Raw genomic sequence first — 17,095 nt, forward strand, 5'->3', positions numbered from 1 at the left:
GGTTAGCGCTGCAACACATTCCGTTTACCGGAATTTCGCTATATATTCCGATATATAGCGATTCACCCATCTTGCAGTACTTGCCTGTGACGGAGCCGTTTCATGACCATTCGTGCCTCACGTTTTGCCCCCACTTGCCTGGCGTGCCTGCTCGCCGTGTTCGCCTTCGGCTGCGCTCAGGCAGACGAAGTCCAGGTCGCTGTCGCTGCCAACTTCACCGCGCCGATCCAGGCCATCGCCGCTGATTTCGAGAAAGACACCGGGCACAAACTGGTCACGGCTTTCGGTGCCACCGGCCAGTTCTATACCCAGATCAAGAATGGCGCGCCGTTCGAGGTGTTCCTCTCGGCAGACGACACCACCGCGCAAAAACTTGAAGCCGAAGGCGACACCGTCAAGGGCTCGCGCTTCACCTACGCCATCGGCACGCTGGCCCTGTGGTCGACCAAGGCAGGCTACGTCGATGCCAAGGGCAACGTCCTGAGCGATAACACCTATCAGCATCTGTCCATCGCCAACCCGAAAGCCGCGCCTTACGGCCTGGCGGCGACCCAGGTGCTGGCCAAAAAAGGCCTGGCCGACAAGGTCAAGGACAAGCTCGTCGAAGGCCAGAACATCACCCAGGCCTACCAGTTCGTGTCCACCGGCAATGCCGAACTCGGCTTCGTTGCCTTGTCGCAGATCTACAAGGACGGCAAGATCACCAGCGGCTCGGCGTGGATCGTCCCGGCCGACCTGCATGACCCGATCAAGCAAGACGCAGTCATCCTCAACAAGGGCAAGGATAATCCTGCCGCCAAGGCACTGGTCGAGTACCTCAAGGGGCCAAAAGCCGCTGCCATCATCAAGTCCTACGGTTACCAGATCTAAATGTCGCTATCGAGTGCCGATTTTTCCGCCATCTGGCTGACCCTGAAACTGGCGTCCCTGACGACCGTCATCCTGTTGCTGGTCGGTACTCCACTGGCGTTATGGCTCTCGCGCACACAATCCTGGCTGCGCGGCCCGGTCGCGGCGATCGTCGCCCTGCCCCTGGTGCTGCCGCCCACGGTGATCGGTTTCTATCTGTTGCTGGCGCTCGGCCCCCACGGGTTTGTCGGCCAGTTAACCCAATCCCTGGGACTTGGCACCCTCACCTTCAGTTTTGCAGGGTTGGTGATCGGCTCGGTGCTGTATTCGATGCCGTTCGTGGTCCAGCCGCTGCAAAACGCTTTTTCCGCCATTGGCACCCGTCCGCTGGAAGTGGCCGCCACCCTGCGCGCCGGTCCCTGGGACACATTTTTCAGCGTCACCCTGCCCCTGGCCAGGCCCGGTTTCATCACCGCGGCCATCCTCGGCTTTGCCCACACCGTCGGCGAATTCGGCGTGGTGCTGATGATCGGCGGCAACATCCCCGACAAGACCCGAGTGGTCTCGGTGCAGATCTACGATCACGTCGAAGCCATGGAATATGCCCAGGCCCATTGGCTGGCCGGGGTCATGCTGGTGTTCTCATTTGCAGTGTTGCTGGCGCTGTACTCCAGCCGTAAAACCAAAACAGGCTGGAGCTGATCGATGATTCAAATGCGTCTGAAACTGAGCTATCCGGGGTTCGCCCTCGATGTCGACCTGCAGTTGCCCGGCCGCGGGGTGACGGCGCTGTTCGGACACTCCGGGTCTGGCAAGACCACCTGCCTGCGCTGCATCGCCGGGCTGGAACGCGCCGACGAGGGATTAATCCAAGTCAACGATGAAGTGTGGCAAGACAGCGCCAAGGGGGTTTTCGTCCCCCCGCACAAGCGCGCACTGGGTTACGTGTTTCAGGAAGCCAGCCTGTTCCCTCATCTATCGGTGCTGGCCAACCTGCAATTTGGCCTCAAGCGCATTCCCAAGCCTCGGCGCCGGGTCGACATGGCACACGCGACCGACCTGCTGGGTATCAGTCATCTGCTCGACCGCCATCCGCAGCACCTTTCCGGCGGCGAACGGCAGCGTGTCGGCATGGCGCGCGCCCTGCTCACCAGCCCGACACTGCTGTTGATGGACGAACCGCTGGCAGCACTGGACACGCAACGCAAAAGCGAGATCCTGCCTTACCTGCAACGGCTGCACGATGAACTGGACATCCCGGTGCTCTATGTCAGTCACTCCCAGGATGAAGTTGCACAACTGGCCGATCACCTGGTCCTGCTCAGCGACGGCAAGGCGCTGGCCAGCGGCCCCATCGGCCAGACCCTCGCACGCCTCGACCTGCCGCTGGCGCTGGGTGACGACGCCGGCGTAGTGATCCAAGGGCATGTCGCCGCCTATGACGCCGACTACCAGTTGTTGACGCTGCAACTGCCCGATACGGACCTGAACATTCGCGTGACTCACACGCCGATGGCGATGGGCCAGGCGTTACGTTGCAAGGTCCAGGCGCGGGATGTCAGCCTCAGCCTGCTCGGCGATTACCAAAGCAGCATCCTCAATCGCCTGCCCGTGACGGTGGTCAGCGAAATGCCCGCCGACAACAACGCCCATGTGCTGGTGCGCCTGGACGCCGAGGGCAGCCCTTTGCTTGCACGTATCACCCGCTATTCCCGGGACCACCTGCACCTGCATCCGGGCCAACGTCTCTGGGCGCAAATCAAGGCCGTGGCCGTGCTGGCGTAACGCCGTGGGCACGACTGGCGCGGCGCGGGGTCAATGGCTGTAACGGCCCCTCGATCCCTCGCCCAGGACAATCGCCATGCCCGATGCACTGCCCCGTGACCTGCATTACGTCGATGACACCCAGCCCGGCATCACCCGCCGCAAACTGCGCGGCAAATTCTGCTATTTCGACCCCACTGGCCAGCGCATCGTCGACCCGCAAGAAATACAGCGCATCAACGCACTGGCGGTCCCCCCAGCCTACACCGACGTGTGGATCTGCAGCGACCCGCGCGGGCACCTGCAGGCCACCGGTCGCGACGCCCGCGGGCGCAAGCAGTACCGCTATCACCCGCGCTGGCGCGAGGTGCGCGACAGCGACAAATACTCGCGGCTGAGGGATTTCGGCCTGGCCCTGCCCAAGCTGCGCAAACAACTGGAAACCTTGCTGGAGGCGCCGGGTTTGAGTCGCGACAAGGTCATGGCCACCGTCATCACCTTGCTCGACGCAACGCTGATCCGTGTCGGCAATACCCAGTACGCACGAGACAACCGCTCCTACGGCCTGACCACCCTGCGCAACCGCCATGTCGAGGTCAACGGCAGTGCGATCCAGTTCCAGTTTCGCGGCAAGAGTGGCGTCGAGCACCAGATCACCGTGAAGGACCGGCGCCTGGCGCGGATCATCAAGCGTTGCCAGGACATTCCCGGGCAAAACCTTTTTCAATACCTCGATGAAAACGGCGAGCGACACACGATCACTTCCGCCGACGTCAACGCCTACCTGCAAACCCTGACTGGCGCCGACTTCACCGCCAAGGATTACCGCACCTGGGCCGGCAGCGCCCTGGCCCTGGCGGTTCTGCGCGAGCTCGAGTGGCAACCCGAGTCCCAGGCAAAACAGCATGTGGTTGCGATGGTCAAGGATGTCGCCAGACAGTTGGGCAACACTCCGGCGGTGTGCCGCAAGTGCTACATCCACCCGGCGGTACTCGAGGGTTTCCTGCTCGGCGCCTTGGCGCAACTGCCAAAACCGAGGGTTCGTAAAGGCCTGCGGGCGGAGGAAGTCGCACTGGCGATGCTGCTGGAGAAAATGGCGTCCGAGGCGACGAACTGACCTGCCTATTTTTTGCACGATTGCAAATGGCTTCTATAGTTGATCTGTACGCCAATCAGCTGCGGTGAAGCCATGGAAGACATTTTCGTCGTCAAGCGCTGCAACAAGATCATCATTCATGGACGCCGGGCTGGAGAAACCACGCATCAACCCGCTGAAGCCGCCGTCTGGTACCGCATCGCCGATACCCGCACCAACGGTTTCATCGGTGACGGCTACGATCATGAATACGATGCCCAGCGGGTATGCCGACAGCTCAACGCCCGGTCACAAGTGATGGTCCGGCAAGGCTGACGAGCATTCGCGGGTCTATACTGACAAAGTGCTGAAGGATCAGCGCCCATCGGTACAAAGCTCGCTTGCGGCGGGCTTTTTACTGCCAATCTTCAGGTTCTTAAACGGAGGTGTTTCCCATGTCCGAAAAAGAGTCCATCACCACCCTGCTCACCCTGCTCGACTCCCGTCAGGTTCGCCTGGCTGCCGCGTGCAAGGAAATCGCCGACTGGGTCGATCATCAAGGCGGACACCCGACTGCGCTCAGAATCCGTGATCGTCTGAACGACATCGAAAAGGATACACCCCTGATCCGCAATACACTGTCGTCGCTCAAGCCAGTCGACCCACCGCTGCCACGGTTCAGATGATCCTGATCTGGATACCGATGCGCAGGCAGGACCTGACGCAGGACGCATGATCGGCGACGCTACGTCACCGCGCGTGCGTGTGAGTGCCTGCCTGATTCCTGTCCTCCAACCCAGCCAGGTGCTGGGATTTTTTTTGCGCCTTTCAACCGCGAACATCACTAGAACAGGGTTGTCTAACGATTACTTCGTTACGAAGGAGACGTTCTGATGGTCACCCACTTCAAAGTCAGCGGGCACCTCGCCTGCGGTCACAAGGGCAGCAACCTCACCTCCACCCGGGAACTGAATCGGGTGAAATGCAGAAGCTGTCGCAACACCGACGCTTACAAAGAGGCGCGCAAAACCGAGCGCAACGCTGCACGCCGCGCCGCACGCAAGGCAAAAATCGCTCACGTGGTCAATGACTGGCGCCAGGCCTGGACCGAGCGGCTGACCGCCATGGCAGGACTGCAACGGCTGCCACGGGGCTTTCATGGGCAAGGCTTTGTCTAGAGGCACGAGGATCGGGTCGATCTGATCGGCCCGTTCCTGATCATCGATGCATCCCCCCCGGTTATTTCGCAGCGACGTCCGACGCACCGCTGCAGCAGGTGCCCTAACCCGTCCGATGTGAGGCATTGGCGACAATGGCCTTCCTCGGCTAGGGTCATTTTGCGTATAGAACCAAGGCGTCTTGATTGGCAGAAATCACCCCAAGGAGGAAGCGATGTCATCCACTCGTAATGCCGAACAAACCTATCGCCAGTGGTCCAGCCCGATCCTGCTTGAACTCAAGGAGCGGGAACACCAAATGTCCCCGTCAGACCGCGAGGCGCTGCAAAACATCTTGCTGGAAAGAAGGCTGATCGACGTCGGCAACCCGAACGGCAACGATCGGCGCAAAGCGGATTTGAACACTGAGGATAAACAGCAATAACGAGCGGCCTGACACCCGACCAGGCTTTTGCAGAGCCCCCCAATCCCCTGTAGGAGCGAGCCTGCTCGCGATGGACGTCAACGATAACGCGCCCTGTCTGGATGAATACGTTGTCAGGACGTTCTTCGCGAGCAGGCTCGTTCCTACAGGCTCACTCGCTATATAAAGTGAAACCACAAATCGCCGTTACCGCAGGAATGGATATCCCCCAATCCAAATTTGCACTCAAGCCGCTCGCTCCAGGGCATCCAGCAAATCGGCAAACTCCAGCGAAAGCTTATGGCGCGGAGCCAGATGAACAAGGGGAACCGACACTTGGTGAGACTCGCGCATCTTCACAGAGCGACTCAGGTAAACCGGCAGCAGTGGTATCCCTTCGGCCAATAGCTCATCCACCAGATGCTGGTGCAATCCGGTCTGCCCCGAGAACTGATTGACCACCACCCCTTCCACCGTCAGCGACTCATTGTGATCTAGTCGTAACTCTTCTACTTGCGCGATGACGCGATACAGCGCCAGGCGAGAAAACCTGTCGCAATCGAAGGGAATCAGCAGCCTGTCCGCCGCCACCAAGGCGCTGAAGGTGTAGAAATTCAATGACGGCGGTGTATCGATATAAATGCGCTCGTAGTCCTCGGACAGTTCCACCAGCAGCTTGCGCAGCTTGTTGACCTTGAACTTGCTCTGCAGCTTTGACTGCAGGTCAGACAGCTCAGGGCTGGCGGTTACCAGGTCGAGGTTGGCGTAAGGCGTGCGGGTGATATTCACGCGATGCTTCCTGCCTTCGAAACCGCCGGACAAGGTCTGCTTGAAAAAATCGGCGATGCCCGCAGGAATATCCTCATTCACCAGGCCGGTGAGGTAGTGAGTCGAATTGGCCAGGGGATCGAGATCAACCAGCAGCGTTCGGTAGCCTTCGGAAGCACTCACGGCGGCGAGGTTGCAGGCAATGCTGGATTTCCCAACCCCGCCTTTCTGATTGAATACGACACGACGCATGTGACTTGCTCATCCATGAAAAAAGCCAGAGGCCAACTGACGGTAAATGTAAGAAGCCGTGTCAATTGTATGACCGGAACATTACAGTTTTGCGACAGTGGCGGCACAAGGCCCGGATTAGAGCGATGGAGTGAGAGGCCTTCATGACCTGTTCAATAAAGGAGCGTCGATGGTTGAAGTACAAATAATCGACGAACGACATCTAAACTACGATCCGCGACCACGCGGGGCGCGAATTGTCGAACTAATCTTGCACGACTGCCTTGAGCAATGAATGGAAATGTGATCGCGTTGTTTGATGGCTTCCATGAACTGTCCAGGCTAAACGTTTGGGGGGTCACTAACGATGATGCTTGTTGTTTTGCGCTCGCTGCTTGAGCGGCCCGCAACGAGTATCGGAACTTGAGAAAGGAAACCCTTATGAACAAGTTCGCGCACCGCCCCAGGTTTTACCTCACCTGTTCTTTGTTGATGGCAGTCAACTTTGCCCAAGCCGCACAAACTGAAAAACCCAATATCCTGTTCATCGTCTCCGACGACACCGGCTACGGTGACCTGGGCCCCTACGGCGGCGGCGTAGGTCGAGGGATGCCAACGCCGAGCATCGACCGGCTCGCCGAAGAGGGCACCACCTTCTACTCCTTCTATGCCCAACCAAGCTGCACCCCAGGCCGCGCCGCGATGCAGACCGGGCGCATCCCCAACCGCAGCGGCATGACCACGGTGGCGTTCCAGGGCCAGGGCGGTGGTTTGCCAGCGGCTGAATGGACATTGGCATCGGTGCTGAAAACCGGCGGCTATGAGACTTACTTCACCGGCAAGTGGCACCTGGGCGAGGCCGATTACGCACTGCCCAATGCCCAGGGCTACGACGTGATGAAGTACGTTGGCCTCTATCACCTCAACGCCTACACCTATGCCGACCCTACCTGGTTCCCGGACATGGATGAAGAAACCCGTGCCATGTTCGCCAAGGTGACCCAGGGCGCGTTGTCGGGCAAGGCCGGTGAAAAAGCCGTTGAAGAGTTCAAGATCAACGGCCAGTACGTCGACACCCCGGTAGTGGATGGCAAGCCCGGTGTCGTGGGCATTCCGTTCTTCGACAACTATGTGGAAAAGGCGGCGCTGGAGTTTCTCGACACCGCGGCCAAATCCGGCAAGCCGTTCTTTATCAACGTCAACTTCATGAAGGTTCACCAGCCCAACCTGCCAGCGCCGGAGTTCGTCCACAAGTCGATCTCCAAGACCAAGTACGCCGACTCCGTGGTTGAGCTCGATACCCATATTGGCCGCATCCTCGACAAGCTCAAGGCGCTGGGCCTGGATAAGAACACCCTGGTGGTCTACACCACCGACAACGGCGCCTGGCAGGACGTTTATCCGGACGCTGGCTACACGCCCTTCCGTGGCACCAAAGGCACCGTGCGTGAAGGAGGCAACCGGGTGCCGGCGATCCTGTCCTGGCCCGGCAAGATCAAGCCGGACGCAAAAAACCACGACATCATCGGCGGACTGGACTTGATGGCGACGTTCGCCTCGGTTGCCGGGATCAAGCTGCCGGACAAGGATCGCGAAGGCAAACCGATCATCTTCGACAGCTATGACATGACCCCTGTGTTGCTCGGCACCGGCCCTGATCCGCGCAAGGAGTGGTTCTACTTCACCGAGAACGAACTCTCCCCGGGCGCTGCCCGTGTCGGCAATTACAAGGCGGTGTTCAACCTGCGTGGCGACAACGGCGCCGTGACCGGTGGCCTGGCCGTCGACAGCAACCAAGGCTGGAAAGGCCCGTCCAAGTATGTAGCGACCGTACCGCAGGTGTTCGACTTGCTGCAGGATCCGCAGGAACGCTATGACATTTTCATGAACAACTACACCGAGCGCACCTGGACAATGGTGCCTATCAGCATGGCAATCACCCAGCTGATGAAAACCTACGTTCAGTACCCTCCTCGCAAACTGCAAAGCATGAGCTATGACGGCCCGATCGAACTGTCCAAGTACCAGAAGTTCCAATCGGTACGCGAAGATCTGGAGAAAGAAGGCATCACTATTCCAATGCCCAACTAGCGCAAGCAGCCAGCGCCTGCGCTTGATCGGCGCGGCGCTGGCCTTCGACGGCGGATTCAACCCGCGGATGTTCGTTGAGAATCGCTGGCAGCGAGGTAGTTTTTGTCACTCTGAGCATTCATTACCAGGTTTCCCGAGGCAATCTCCCGCGCACGAGATACCCCCCATGCCAGTGCCGTGGTCATCGTATCGTGGGGCAAATAGTCGTGGGCCTCTTCAAATAAGGGCGAGCCGTTTTTGTCGTAGACACCGATGAATAGCTGCGTTCTACCCTTTCTGGAAACTCTTGTTTGAACATCAATGAGAGTGCCATCATTTTGCAATTCATCGTGGGATCGACAATGCAACTCGCAGTCCGCCCAGAGCCAATACGTGGAACCTCTGCGCATCATCTTCGTGGCCTCCCTCTTTGTTGAATTTCGATGAAAACCAACGCAATACGAAATATTTAGTACGACAAATCTACAGCGTCAACTTCCTGAAACCTGCCACTTGTCGGACGATTTCCTCCACGAAAATCATTCCCAAAACTATATATTTGCAATATCACTGTCGCTGCGCATTTAGCTTTCCTCTATGAATTAACCGCCTGTCGTGGCAATCAATCCAATGACTTTACGGTCAGGTCGAAAAACTTGACGGCAGGTCTTTGCCATAAACGTTGATGACTTAGAGATTGCGGCAATGAAAATCGCCCAAATAGCCCCACTGTATGAATCCGTGCCCCCTTATCTCTATGGAGGAACCGAAAGAGTTGTAGCTCATCTAACGGATGCTTTAGTCGGACTGGGACATGACGTCACCCTTTTCGCCGCCGAGGGATCGCGCACTTGTGCAAACTTGGTTGCAGCCCGGGATCAAGCGTTACGGCTCGACAGTAGTCCGTTGAAGTCCGAGTTGGCGAGTCACTTGAGTTTGCTGTATGAGTTGCGACATCGAGCGGCAGCGTTCGATGTGCTGCACTTTCATATAGACCTGTTGCATTTTCCATTTTTCGAAGACATGGCGCATAAGGTCTTGACCACTATTCATGGTCGCCTTGATATCAAGGATCTGGAGGGAGCCTATTCTCGATGGTCTCACTATCCCCTGGTTTCAATTTCGCAACATCAGCGCCAGCCATTACCGAACGCCAATTGGATCGACACCGTTTATCACGGGTTACCGCAGTCCAGTCTCACGTTCCATTCAAGACCGGGTGACTACCTCGCCTTCCTGGGGCGTATTTCTCCGGAAAAGCGTCCCGACCGGGCTATCCGCATTGCGCGCGCTACCGGGTTGCCCTTGAAGATCGCCGCCAAGGTCGACGCCGCCGATCGCGAATACTTCGAACGGCAGATACGCCCTTTATTGGCACAACCAGGCATCGAATTCATCGGCGAGATTGGCGATGCCGACAAATCCGCATTCCTGGGCAACGCCCGGGCGCTGCTCTTTCCCATTGATTGGCCCGAACCCTTCGGCCTGGTGATGATCGAGGCCATGGCCTGCGGTACGCCGGTCATCGCCTGGCGCTGCGGTTCTGTCCCCGAAGTGGTTGATCATGGTGTAACCGGCTTCATAATCAATAGCGAACAGGAGGCAGTGCTCGCTGCCCGTCAGGTACTTGAACTTGATCGACAAGTGATACGTGACGTATTCGTCGGACGTTTTTCAGCCAAGGTGATGGCGCAACGTTATGTTGACCTCTACCGGACACTCACCAACAGGCCTGATTACGTAGTGCCGGACATAGCCCATGAATACCTCGTCCAGCAGTCCTGAACAGCCGCAACCAAAACCCGGTGCGAATGAACCCGTTGCGCATACCTTGTATGTGCTGGTCGATCACAATACGTACCTGGTGGCTAATGCATTCGGTGATATCGACGGGGGTGCCGTGGGCATGTTCTACCACGACACGCGTTTGTTATCCGAATATCAATTGACCGTGGCGGGTCGGCGTCCGTCGCTGCTCTCGGCGGCGGTCAGCCGCGACAACGTGTACTTCCGTTCACATTTGACCAACCACCCGCTACCGGTACTGGGAGAGGAGGACACACCACAAGGCGTCATCCATATCGAGCGCAAGCGCTTTCTTTGGGAAGAGCGAATGTTCGAACGCATCTGCTTTTTCAACTACAGCGAGCAACCTGGCAAACTACCGATCGAACTGCGGTTCCGGGGAGACTTCCTCGACATGTTCGAAGTTCGTGGTCAAAAACGGCCACTGCGTGGCACGCTGACCAAGCCTGAAGTGCTCGAACAAGGCGTGATGCTTCATTACCAGGGACTGGACCATCAGCGACGCTGCATGGCGATCAGTTTTTCCCGATTGCCAGAACACATCAGCGGCGACAGTGCGAGTTTCCACATCGATATCGGCGCTCACGAGCGCCGCGAGCTGTATGTTGAAGTAGGCTCCAGCATTGTCAGTCCTAGCCGCACGCGTTACCGGTCCGCCGCCGCGCAAGCTTGCCGAGCCATGCGCAGGAAAGAGCAGCGAGGTGCACGTATCAAGGCTTCCGGCCGGCTGTTCCAGGGTTGGATAAACAAATCCCGGGCTGACCTAGCCTTATTGACTGCCGATCTTCCCTCCGGCCCCTACCCCTATGCCGGCGTTCCTTGGTACTCCACACCTTTTGGCCGCGATGCGATTATCACAGCCTATCAATCACTCTGGCTCAACCCGTGCCTTGCCCGAGGTGTGCTCGCCTACCTGGCGGCTCATCAGGCCACGGAGATTTCGACCTTCAGCGATGCTGAGCCGGGAAAAATCATGCATGAGACGCGTCAGGGTGAAATGTCGAAACTCAACGAATTACCCTTTGCCCGTTATTACGGAGGCGTCGATACGACCCCCTTGTTCGTGATGCTGGCCGGCGCCTATGCAAAACGCACCAATGATCGAGCATTCATCAAGGCGCTGTGGCCTGCACTTGAATTGGCCACGCTCTGGATGGAGACCAATGCCTCGAAGAATGCCGAAGGCTTCATCAGCTACCAGCGAGGGGAAGTCACCGGCTTGGCCAATCAAGGCTGGAAAGACAGTCATGACGCCATTTTTCATCGCGATGGCCGCACCCCGGTTGGGCCCATCGCATTGATAGAAGTGCAAGGCTACGCCTGGCGCGCATTCTTGAGCATGAGCACCTTGGCCAGGCAACGAGGCAATGAGCAAGCTGCGGTTCGATGGCAAGGCATCGCAGAAAACTTGCGCCAGGCGGTTGAACGATGCTTCTGGATGGAGGATCAGCAATTTTACGCACTGGCGCTCGATGGCAATGGCCAGCGTTGCGAGGTGAAAGCCTCGAACGCAGGTCACCTGCTGTTCACGGGATTACCCATGCCTGAACGGGGAAAAACGGTTGCCCGGCAATTTCTGACCAACATCTTCAATAACGGCTGGGGCGTTCGAACACTTGAAACCGGGGCCGTGCGGTTCAACCCCATGTCTTATCACAACGGTTCGGTTTGGCCGCATGACGTTGCCCTGTGCGCAGCAGGTATGGCCCGATATGGCGAGTATACGGGCGTCGTTCGGGTCCTCAGCGGGATGTTCGAAGCCGCGACGTTTTTCGGGATGCGATTACCCGAACTGTTCTGCGGGTTCAAGCGTGGTCCGGGTGAGGCACCGGTTGCCTATCCAGTCGCCTGTTTGCCTCAAGCCTGGGCAGCAGGCTCCATTTTCATGCTCTTGCAGGCATGCCTGGGGATCAGCATTGACGCCGCTGACTGTCGAGTGGTCATCAGGCAACCTCGACTGCCTATTGGTATTGACCGTCTGGAAGTGCGGACACTCCAGTTCAATGAACACAGCGTCGACCTCAGTTTTCAAAGAATTGGCGACCGCGTTGCGGCTTACATAGAACGGCAAGATGGTCCAAGCTTGATTCGACTCGACGTGAAATTGTAAATCGCTGTCATCCGCTGATATCCACGCCAGGGACCGGAGTTGCGTGTTGCGCTGGGCAGCTGAAGGCAGAGCTTGCCCCGGCGATCAAGGTGCCACCTATGAAAACCACTGCGAAGCGCTCACCCAATGTTCCGCATCGAAAGGAGCTGACCCCCAGCAACCTCGCATTCCCGGTGGTCGGGATTGGCGCCTCCGCTGGCGGCCTCAACGCGGTGAAATCGTTCTTCGAACACATGCCCAATGACAATGGCATGGCCTTCGTGGTCATTCTTCATTTGGCGCCAGACCATGAAAGCATCGCCGACCGGATCATCCAGGACGTCACGCAAATGCCGGTGCGCCAGGTGACCGAGACGATCCCGATCGAGAAAAACTGCGTCTACGTCATTTCGCCGGCCCATGACCTGATCATGAATGACGGCTATCTGTCGGTCGCTCCTGCACAGCGCTCGGCGGGAAGCCACATTGCTATCGATCTGTTCTTCAGGGACCTGGCGGATGTGCACAAGGAGCGCGCTTTTTGCGTGGTGCTTTCTGGCGCCGGCTCCGATGGCGCGGTCGGTCTGTCGCGAATCAAGGAGCAAGGGGGCGTCACCCTGGTCCAGACGCCCGAAGAGGCTGAGTTCGACAGCATGCCGCGCGCGGCCATTGACACCCGGATGGTTGACCTGGTGATGCCCGTGGCGCAAATGCCACAAAAGCTCCTGGAGCTTTGGCACAACGCACAAACCATCACCCTGCCCGGCGCCAATGATCCAGGCCTCAAGACGCCCCTTCCCGAGGAGCAAGATGCAGCGAAGACCGAGCGTATTTTGCAGGACATCCTGCTGCACTTGCGCACCAATACCGGCCACGATTTCAAGCACTACAAGCGCGCCACGGTCCTGCGCCGGATAGAGCGACGCTTGCAAGTGACCGCCCAGCCAAACCTGGTCGCCTACTACGACTACCTGCAAACGCACCCGGAAGAAAACAACGCCCTGCTGGGCGATATGCTGATCGGCGTGACCAACTTTTTCCGCGACCGCGAAGCCTTCGAAGCGCTGGAACGCGAAGTGGTGCCCAGCCTGGTGAAATCGCTACGCGACTCCCAGCCGCACCGTGAGGAAATTCGCATCTGGTCTGCCGGTTGTTCGACCGGCGAGGAAGCCTATAGCGTGGCCATTCTGGTCAGTGACCAATTGGCGCTAGAGGCTACAGCGGCCAAAGTGCAGGTATTTGCCACGGACATCGATGAGCGCGCCATCGCCGTTGGACGCAGGGGCCTTTATCCCGGGGCGATCATCACCGATGTCCCTCCCCAGCGCCTGCGTCAGCATTTCATCAAGGAGGGCCAGAACTTCAGGGTGCACAAGGAGATCCGTGACAAGGTGCTGTTCGCCAAGCACAGCCTGTTACAGGACCCACCGTTCTCGCAGATGGACCTGATTGTCTGCAGGAACCTGTTGATTTACCTGGACCGCGACGTACAACGCACCCTCTACGAGATGTTTCATTTTGCCTTGCGGCCGGGCGGTTTCCTGTTTTTGGGGGCATCCGAATTCGCCGATGGCTGCCCGGACCTGTTTACCCCGGTGGACAAACGCAATCGCATCTTCCGCGCCAAGAGCCCTGCGACCACGCCTCGGCGCGCCCCGGCCCTGCCTCACGACGGCTATGCGCGAACCGCCATCAGCACCCGCCCCCTTGAAACCCCAACGACTCGCAAGATTTCCTTCGCCGATATCCATCTGCGCGCGCTGGAAAAGACCGCACCACCGAGCATTATTGTCGACGTCAACGGCAACATCCTGCACCTGAGTGAAGGTGCCGGGCGCTTTCTGCGGTATGTGGCGGGAGAGCTGACCCGCAGCCTGCTGGCACTCGCGCTTCCAGAATTGCGACTGGAGCTGCGCACGATGCTCTACCAGGTCCATCAAACAGGCGCTGCCGTCACCTCGAACAAGGTCCGTATCCAGCGCGAACAGCGGTATTACCAGGTGGATCTGAGCGCGCACCCGTACAAGGATGAAGAGACCGACAGCGAGTACGTGCTGGTGATCCTCGAGGAGCAGGAAATCGTTGCGAATGTACAGTTGGATGTTGCCTCGAACGAGAGCGACAACCAACTGCTGGCCAGCCTTGAGCATGAACTGCAGCGCACCAAGATGCACTTGCAGGAGACGATCGAACAGTCGGAAGTCTCCAGTGAAGAACTCAAGGCGTCCAACGAAGAAATGCAGGCCATCAACGAAGAGCTGCGTTCGGCCACCGAGGAGCTGGAAACCAGCAAGGAAGAGTTGCAGTCGATCAACGAGGAACTGCTGACGGTCAACTACGAGCTCAAGACCAAGGTTGAAGAAACCGACAAGATCAACGACTACCCTTCCAACCTGATTACCTCCACCGACATTGCCACGGTGTTCGTCGATCGCAACATGCGCATCCGTTGGTTCACCCCCCGGGCCACGGACATCTTCAGCATGCTGCCGGTCGATACCGGGCGCTCGTTGCTGGACATCACCCACCGCCTCGATTACCCGGAGATGGTCGAGGATGCGGAGACGGTTTTTGGCTCGCTGAACATGATCGAGCGCGAGGTCAGCAGCAACGACCAACGCTGGTACATCGCCCGATTGCTGCCCTATCGTTCCAGCGAGGATCATATCGACGGCACGGTGCTGACCTTTATCGACATCAGCAAGCGTCGCGCGGCGGAGGATGAGTTGCGCTTGAATAACGAGCGCATGCGCCTGGTTGCCGAAAGCACCCACGATTTTGCGATCATCATTCTCGATGAGCATGGCGTGATTACCGACTGGAACACCGGCGCGCAGCTGATTTTCGGTTACGCCAAGGACGAAGTGCTCGGCGCCTATTACGACCTGATCTTTACCCCCGAGGACCGCGCCGAGGGCGTGCCGGAAACCGAACTACGCCTGACCCGTGAGCAAGGCCGCGGCGAAGACGAACGCTGGCACCTGCGCAAGGACGGCAGCCGCTTCTATTGCAGCGGCGAAGTCACGCTGCTCAAGGGCGAGAACCTGCAGGGCTACGTGAAGATTGCCCGCGACCTCACCGGTCACAAGCGCATGCATGACCAACAAAGCCAGCAACTGGCCGAGACCCAGACCAGCAGTCACCTCAAGGACGAGTTCTTTGCCGTGATGTCCCACGAACTCAAGCACCCGCTCAATCTCATCCAGCTCAATGCCGAACTGCTGCGGCGCCTGCCGATGACCAAATCCGCCGGGCCGGCCATGAAAGCCGTGAACACCATCTGCGATGCGGTCGCCAGCCAGGCGCGGATCATCGACGACCTGCTGGACGTCGCCCGGGTACGCACCGGCAAGCTCAAGCTGAAAAAACAGGCAGTGGACCTGGGACGAATTCTCCAGGATATCTACACCGTGGTGATCAATGACCAGCATCCGTGCGAGGTCACGCTGCAGCTGCCCCAGCCTCCCGAGCCGCCCCTGGTGGTCGATGCCGACAGCACACGCCTGGAGCAGATCATCTGGAACCTGCTCAACAATGCACTGAAGTTCACGCCCAGGGATGGCCGCATCGAGCTGATCGCCCATCGTGTCGAGAACATGGCGCAACTGGACGTCATCGACAGCGGCGTGGGGCTCGAGCAGGACAATCTGCACAAGGTGTTCGATCTCTTCAGCCAGGCGGACAACCAGCATGCCAGCCATCAGCGCGAAGGCCTGGGCATTGGCCTGTCGTTGGTGCGGCAACTGGTGGAAGCCCACGGCGGTTCGGTAGATGTACAGTCCGAAGGCATTGGTCGTGGCTGTACCTTCACCCTCCGGTTGCCGCTCTCTCGGCCCTCACAACAGCCGGACAAACAGCCGACAGTCGCCGAACAGGGGCGTCTGGTTGGCCAGAAAGTGCTGCTGGTGGAAGACTCCAAGGACGTCATGGAAGTCCTGCAAATGTTGCTGGAAATGGAAGACGCGCATGTCGAAGCCTTCAGCGATCCCCTGCAAGCCCTGAAAGCGGCGAAGGACAGCAACTACGACGTGATCATCTCGGACATCGGCATGCCGGTCATGGATGGCCATCAGTTCATCCGGGCCATCCGTCAGATTTCCCACCTGAAACACACGCCTGCCATTGCCCTCTCGGGCTACGCCACCAGCGAGGAGCAGAAAAAAACCAGGCAATCAGGGTTTAATTATCATGTAGGTAAACCGGTATCCCATGACGACTTCATCGACCTCATTGACGAGGCTTGCAATACGCGGCCTTATTGAGTGAAGCATTCATTCACGAGACTCGATCCAGCCCGCCCAAAGCCACTAGTCGGCCAATAGGTATTGCTCGTCCAGAGCGTGTTGACGCACCACCCTGCCAAGCGTTGAATTTTCTTGTAGCTCATACAGGGAGGACACCACATGGCAAAAATAAAAATCCTGGCGGGGGATTTCCTTGAAGGTTCTGCAGAACTTGAACCTGGGTTCATAACCATTCAAACGGCCGTCTATCCATGGCCAGGCCTGAAGATCACCACGTGCGAAATACTCGACGTCACGGTTGTCAATGAATCTTCTTATCGGGACGTATCGAGCGCTGTCGGCTTGGGGCTGGCCGGCGCATTGGCTCTCGGACCGATCGGAGCTGTCGCTGGCGTGATATTGGCAGACGATGAAATCGAGCTGACCTTTTCGATGCAACTGAGGGATGGACGGTCGCTGCTTTGCGCGACCGATAAGCGCACCTACCGAGACATTGAAGCCGCAATCGGTAAGCAGGCGATGACGAAGCACTTCAAATAACCTTGCGTGTGCAGACGCCGTATTCTTGAGCCCGGCCAGCAAATGTCCAGGCGAACAAGAAACCTGTGGTGAGGGGAT

General features: G+C 58.2%; 14 protein-coding genes. 13 read left to right on the forward strand and 1 reads right to left on the reverse strand.

Features of this window, described 5'->3' with window-relative positions; translation table 11 throughout:
* Positions 1-102: 102 nt before the first annotated feature.
* The 8 genes from modA (at position 103) to HGP31_RS16810 (ending at position 5,290) form a co-directional block, all read left to right on the forward strand.
* On the forward strand, positions 103-870 hold the full coding sequence (gene modA, locus HGP31_RS16775; RefSeq protein ID WP_168758247.1) for a molybdate ABC transporter substrate-binding protein: 768 nt from the start codon (positions 103-105) through the stop codon (positions 868-870).
* Entirely contained in the window at positions 871-1,551 is a 681-nt protein-coding gene (modB, locus tag HGP31_RS16780) for a molybdate ABC transporter permease subunit (protein ID WP_033042228.1), read from the forward strand.
* A 3-nt stretch (positions 1,552-1,554) separates the two neighbouring features.
* A complete protein-coding gene (modC, locus tag HGP31_RS16785) occupies positions 1,555-2,634 on the forward strand; it encodes a molybdenum ABC transporter ATP-binding protein (RefSeq protein ID WP_168758248.1) in 1,080 nt (359 codons plus the stop codon).
* A gap of 76 nt (positions 2,635-2,710) precedes the next feature.
* Entirely contained in the window at positions 2,711-3,730 is a 1,020-nt protein-coding gene (locus tag HGP31_RS16790) for a DNA topoisomerase IB (RefSeq protein WP_033042232.1), read from the forward strand.
* 72 nt (positions 3,731-3,802) lie between these two features.
* A complete protein-coding gene (locus HGP31_RS16795; RefSeq protein ID WP_020797233.1) occupies positions 3,803-4,024 on the forward strand; it encodes a hypothetical protein in 222 nt (73 codons plus the stop codon).
* A 119-nt stretch (positions 4,025-4,143) separates the two neighbouring features.
* Complete coding sequence (locus HGP31_RS16800; RefSeq protein ID WP_008055683.1) at positions 4,144-4,374, forward strand: hypothetical protein; 231 nt, start codon at positions 4,144-4,146, stop codon at positions 4,372-4,374.
* A 207-nt stretch (positions 4,375-4,581) separates the two neighbouring features.
* Positions 4,582-4,866, forward strand: a complete 285-nt coding sequence (locus HGP31_RS16805; protein ID WP_020797234.1) for a hypothetical protein — start codon at positions 4,582-4,584, stop codon at positions 4,864-4,866.
* Between the two features lie 214 nt (positions 4,867-5,080).
* Entirely contained in the window at positions 5,081-5,290 is a 210-nt protein-coding gene (locus HGP31_RS16810; protein ID WP_033042238.1) for a hypothetical protein, read from the forward strand.
* A 225-nt stretch (positions 5,291-5,515) separates the two neighbouring features.
* Here the strand turns inward: HGP31_RS16810 and HGP31_RS16815 are convergent, their stop codons facing one another.
* Positions 5,516-6,289 (reverse strand): ParA family protein, encoded by a 774-nt coding sequence (locus HGP31_RS16815; protein ID WP_168758249.1) that lies wholly within the window; start codon positions 6,287-6,289, stop codon positions 5,516-5,518.
* Positions 6,290-6,760: 471 nt separating this feature from the next.
* Here HGP31_RS16815 and HGP31_RS16820 point away from each other — a divergent pair, with 471 nt between their 5' ends.
* From HGP31_RS16820 to HGP31_RS16840, 5 genes are all read left to right on the forward strand, one after another.
* On the forward strand, positions 6,761-8,359 hold the full coding sequence (locus tag HGP31_RS16820; RefSeq protein ID WP_420850699.1) for an arylsulfatase: 1,599 nt from the start codon (positions 6,761-6,763) through the stop codon (positions 8,357-8,359).
* Positions 8,360-9,043: 684 nt separating this feature from the next.
* A complete protein-coding gene (locus HGP31_RS16825; RefSeq protein WP_168758251.1) occupies positions 9,044-10,123 on the forward strand; it encodes a glycosyltransferase family 4 protein in 1,080 nt (359 codons plus the stop codon).
* Positions 10,098-12,254, forward strand: a complete 2,157-nt coding sequence (locus tag HGP31_RS16830) for an amylo-alpha-1,6-glucosidase (RefSeq protein ID WP_168758252.1) — start codon at positions 10,098-10,100, stop codon at positions 12,252-12,254. Before HGP31_RS16825 ends, HGP31_RS16830 begins: the two co-directional genes overlap by 26 nt.
* Before the next feature lie 98 nt (positions 12,255-12,352).
* Positions 12,353-16,495 carry a CheR family methyltransferase gene (locus HGP31_RS16835; RefSeq protein WP_168758253.1) on the forward strand — a complete coding sequence of 1,381 codons (4,143 nt, stop codon included), beginning with the start codon at positions 12,353-12,355 and terminating at the stop codon, positions 16,493-16,495.
* Positions 16,496-16,636: 141 nt separating this feature from the next.
* Positions 16,637-17,017, forward strand: a complete 381-nt coding sequence (locus HGP31_RS16840; protein ID WP_042955601.1) for a hypothetical protein — start codon at positions 16,637-16,639, stop codon at positions 17,015-17,017.
* Positions 17,018-17,095 lie beyond the last annotated feature (78 nt).

Source organism: Pseudomonas umsongensis, from assembly GCF_012647205.1.
Classification (GTDB): domain Bacteria; phylum Pseudomonadota; class Gammaproteobacteria; order Pseudomonadales; family Pseudomonadaceae; genus Aquipseudomonas; species Aquipseudomonas umsongensis.

Coding starts and splice junctions, on each gene's coding strand:
- HGP31_RS16810 (WP_033042238.1), top strand. CDS start 5,081: ATGTCATCCACTCGTAATGCCGAACAAACCTATCGCCAGTGGTCCAGC.
- modC (WP_168758248.1), top strand. CDS start 1,555: ATGATTCAAATGCGTCTGAAACTGAGCTATCCGGGGTTCGCCCTCGAT.
- modA (WP_168758247.1), top strand. CDS start 103: ATGACCATTCGTGCCTCACGTTTTGCCCCCACTTGCCTGGCGTGCCTG.
- HGP31_RS16800 (WP_008055683.1), top strand. CDS start 4,144: ATGTCCGAAAAAGAGTCCATCACCACCCTGCTCACCCTGCTCGACTCC.
- HGP31_RS16805 (WP_020797234.1), top strand. CDS start 4,582: ATGGTCACCCACTTCAAAGTCAGCGGGCACCTCGCCTGCGGTCACAAG.
- HGP31_RS16790 (WP_033042232.1), top strand. CDS start 2,711: ATGCCCGATGCACTGCCCCGTGACCTGCATTACGTCGATGACACCCAG.
- HGP31_RS16835 (WP_168758253.1), top strand. CDS start 12,353: ATGAAAACCACTGCGAAGCGCTCACCCAATGTTCCGCATCGAAAGGAG.
- HGP31_RS16795 (WP_020797233.1), top strand. CDS start 3,803: ATGGAAGACATTTTCGTCGTCAAGCGCTGCAACAAGATCATCATTCAT.
- HGP31_RS16815 (WP_168758249.1), bottom strand. CDS start 6,289: ATGCGTCGTGTCGTATTCAATCAGAAAGGCGGGGTTGGGAAATCCAGC.
- HGP31_RS16820 (WP_420850699.1), top strand. CDS start 6,761: ATGGCAGTCAACTTTGCCCAAGCCGCACAAACTGAAAAACCCAATATC.
- modB (WP_033042228.1), top strand. CDS start 871: ATGTCGCTATCGAGTGCCGATTTTTCCGCCATCTGGCTGACCCTGAAA.
- HGP31_RS16825 (WP_168758251.1), top strand. CDS start 9,044: ATGAAAATCGCCCAAATAGCCCCACTGTATGAATCCGTGCCCCCTTAT.
- HGP31_RS16840 (WP_042955601.1), top strand. CDS start 16,637: ATGGCAAAAATAAAAATCCTGGCGGGGGATTTCCTTGAAGGTTCTGCA.
- HGP31_RS16830 (WP_168758252.1), top strand. CDS start 10,098: ATGAATACCTCGTCCAGCAGTCCTGAACAGCCGCAACCAAAACCCGGT.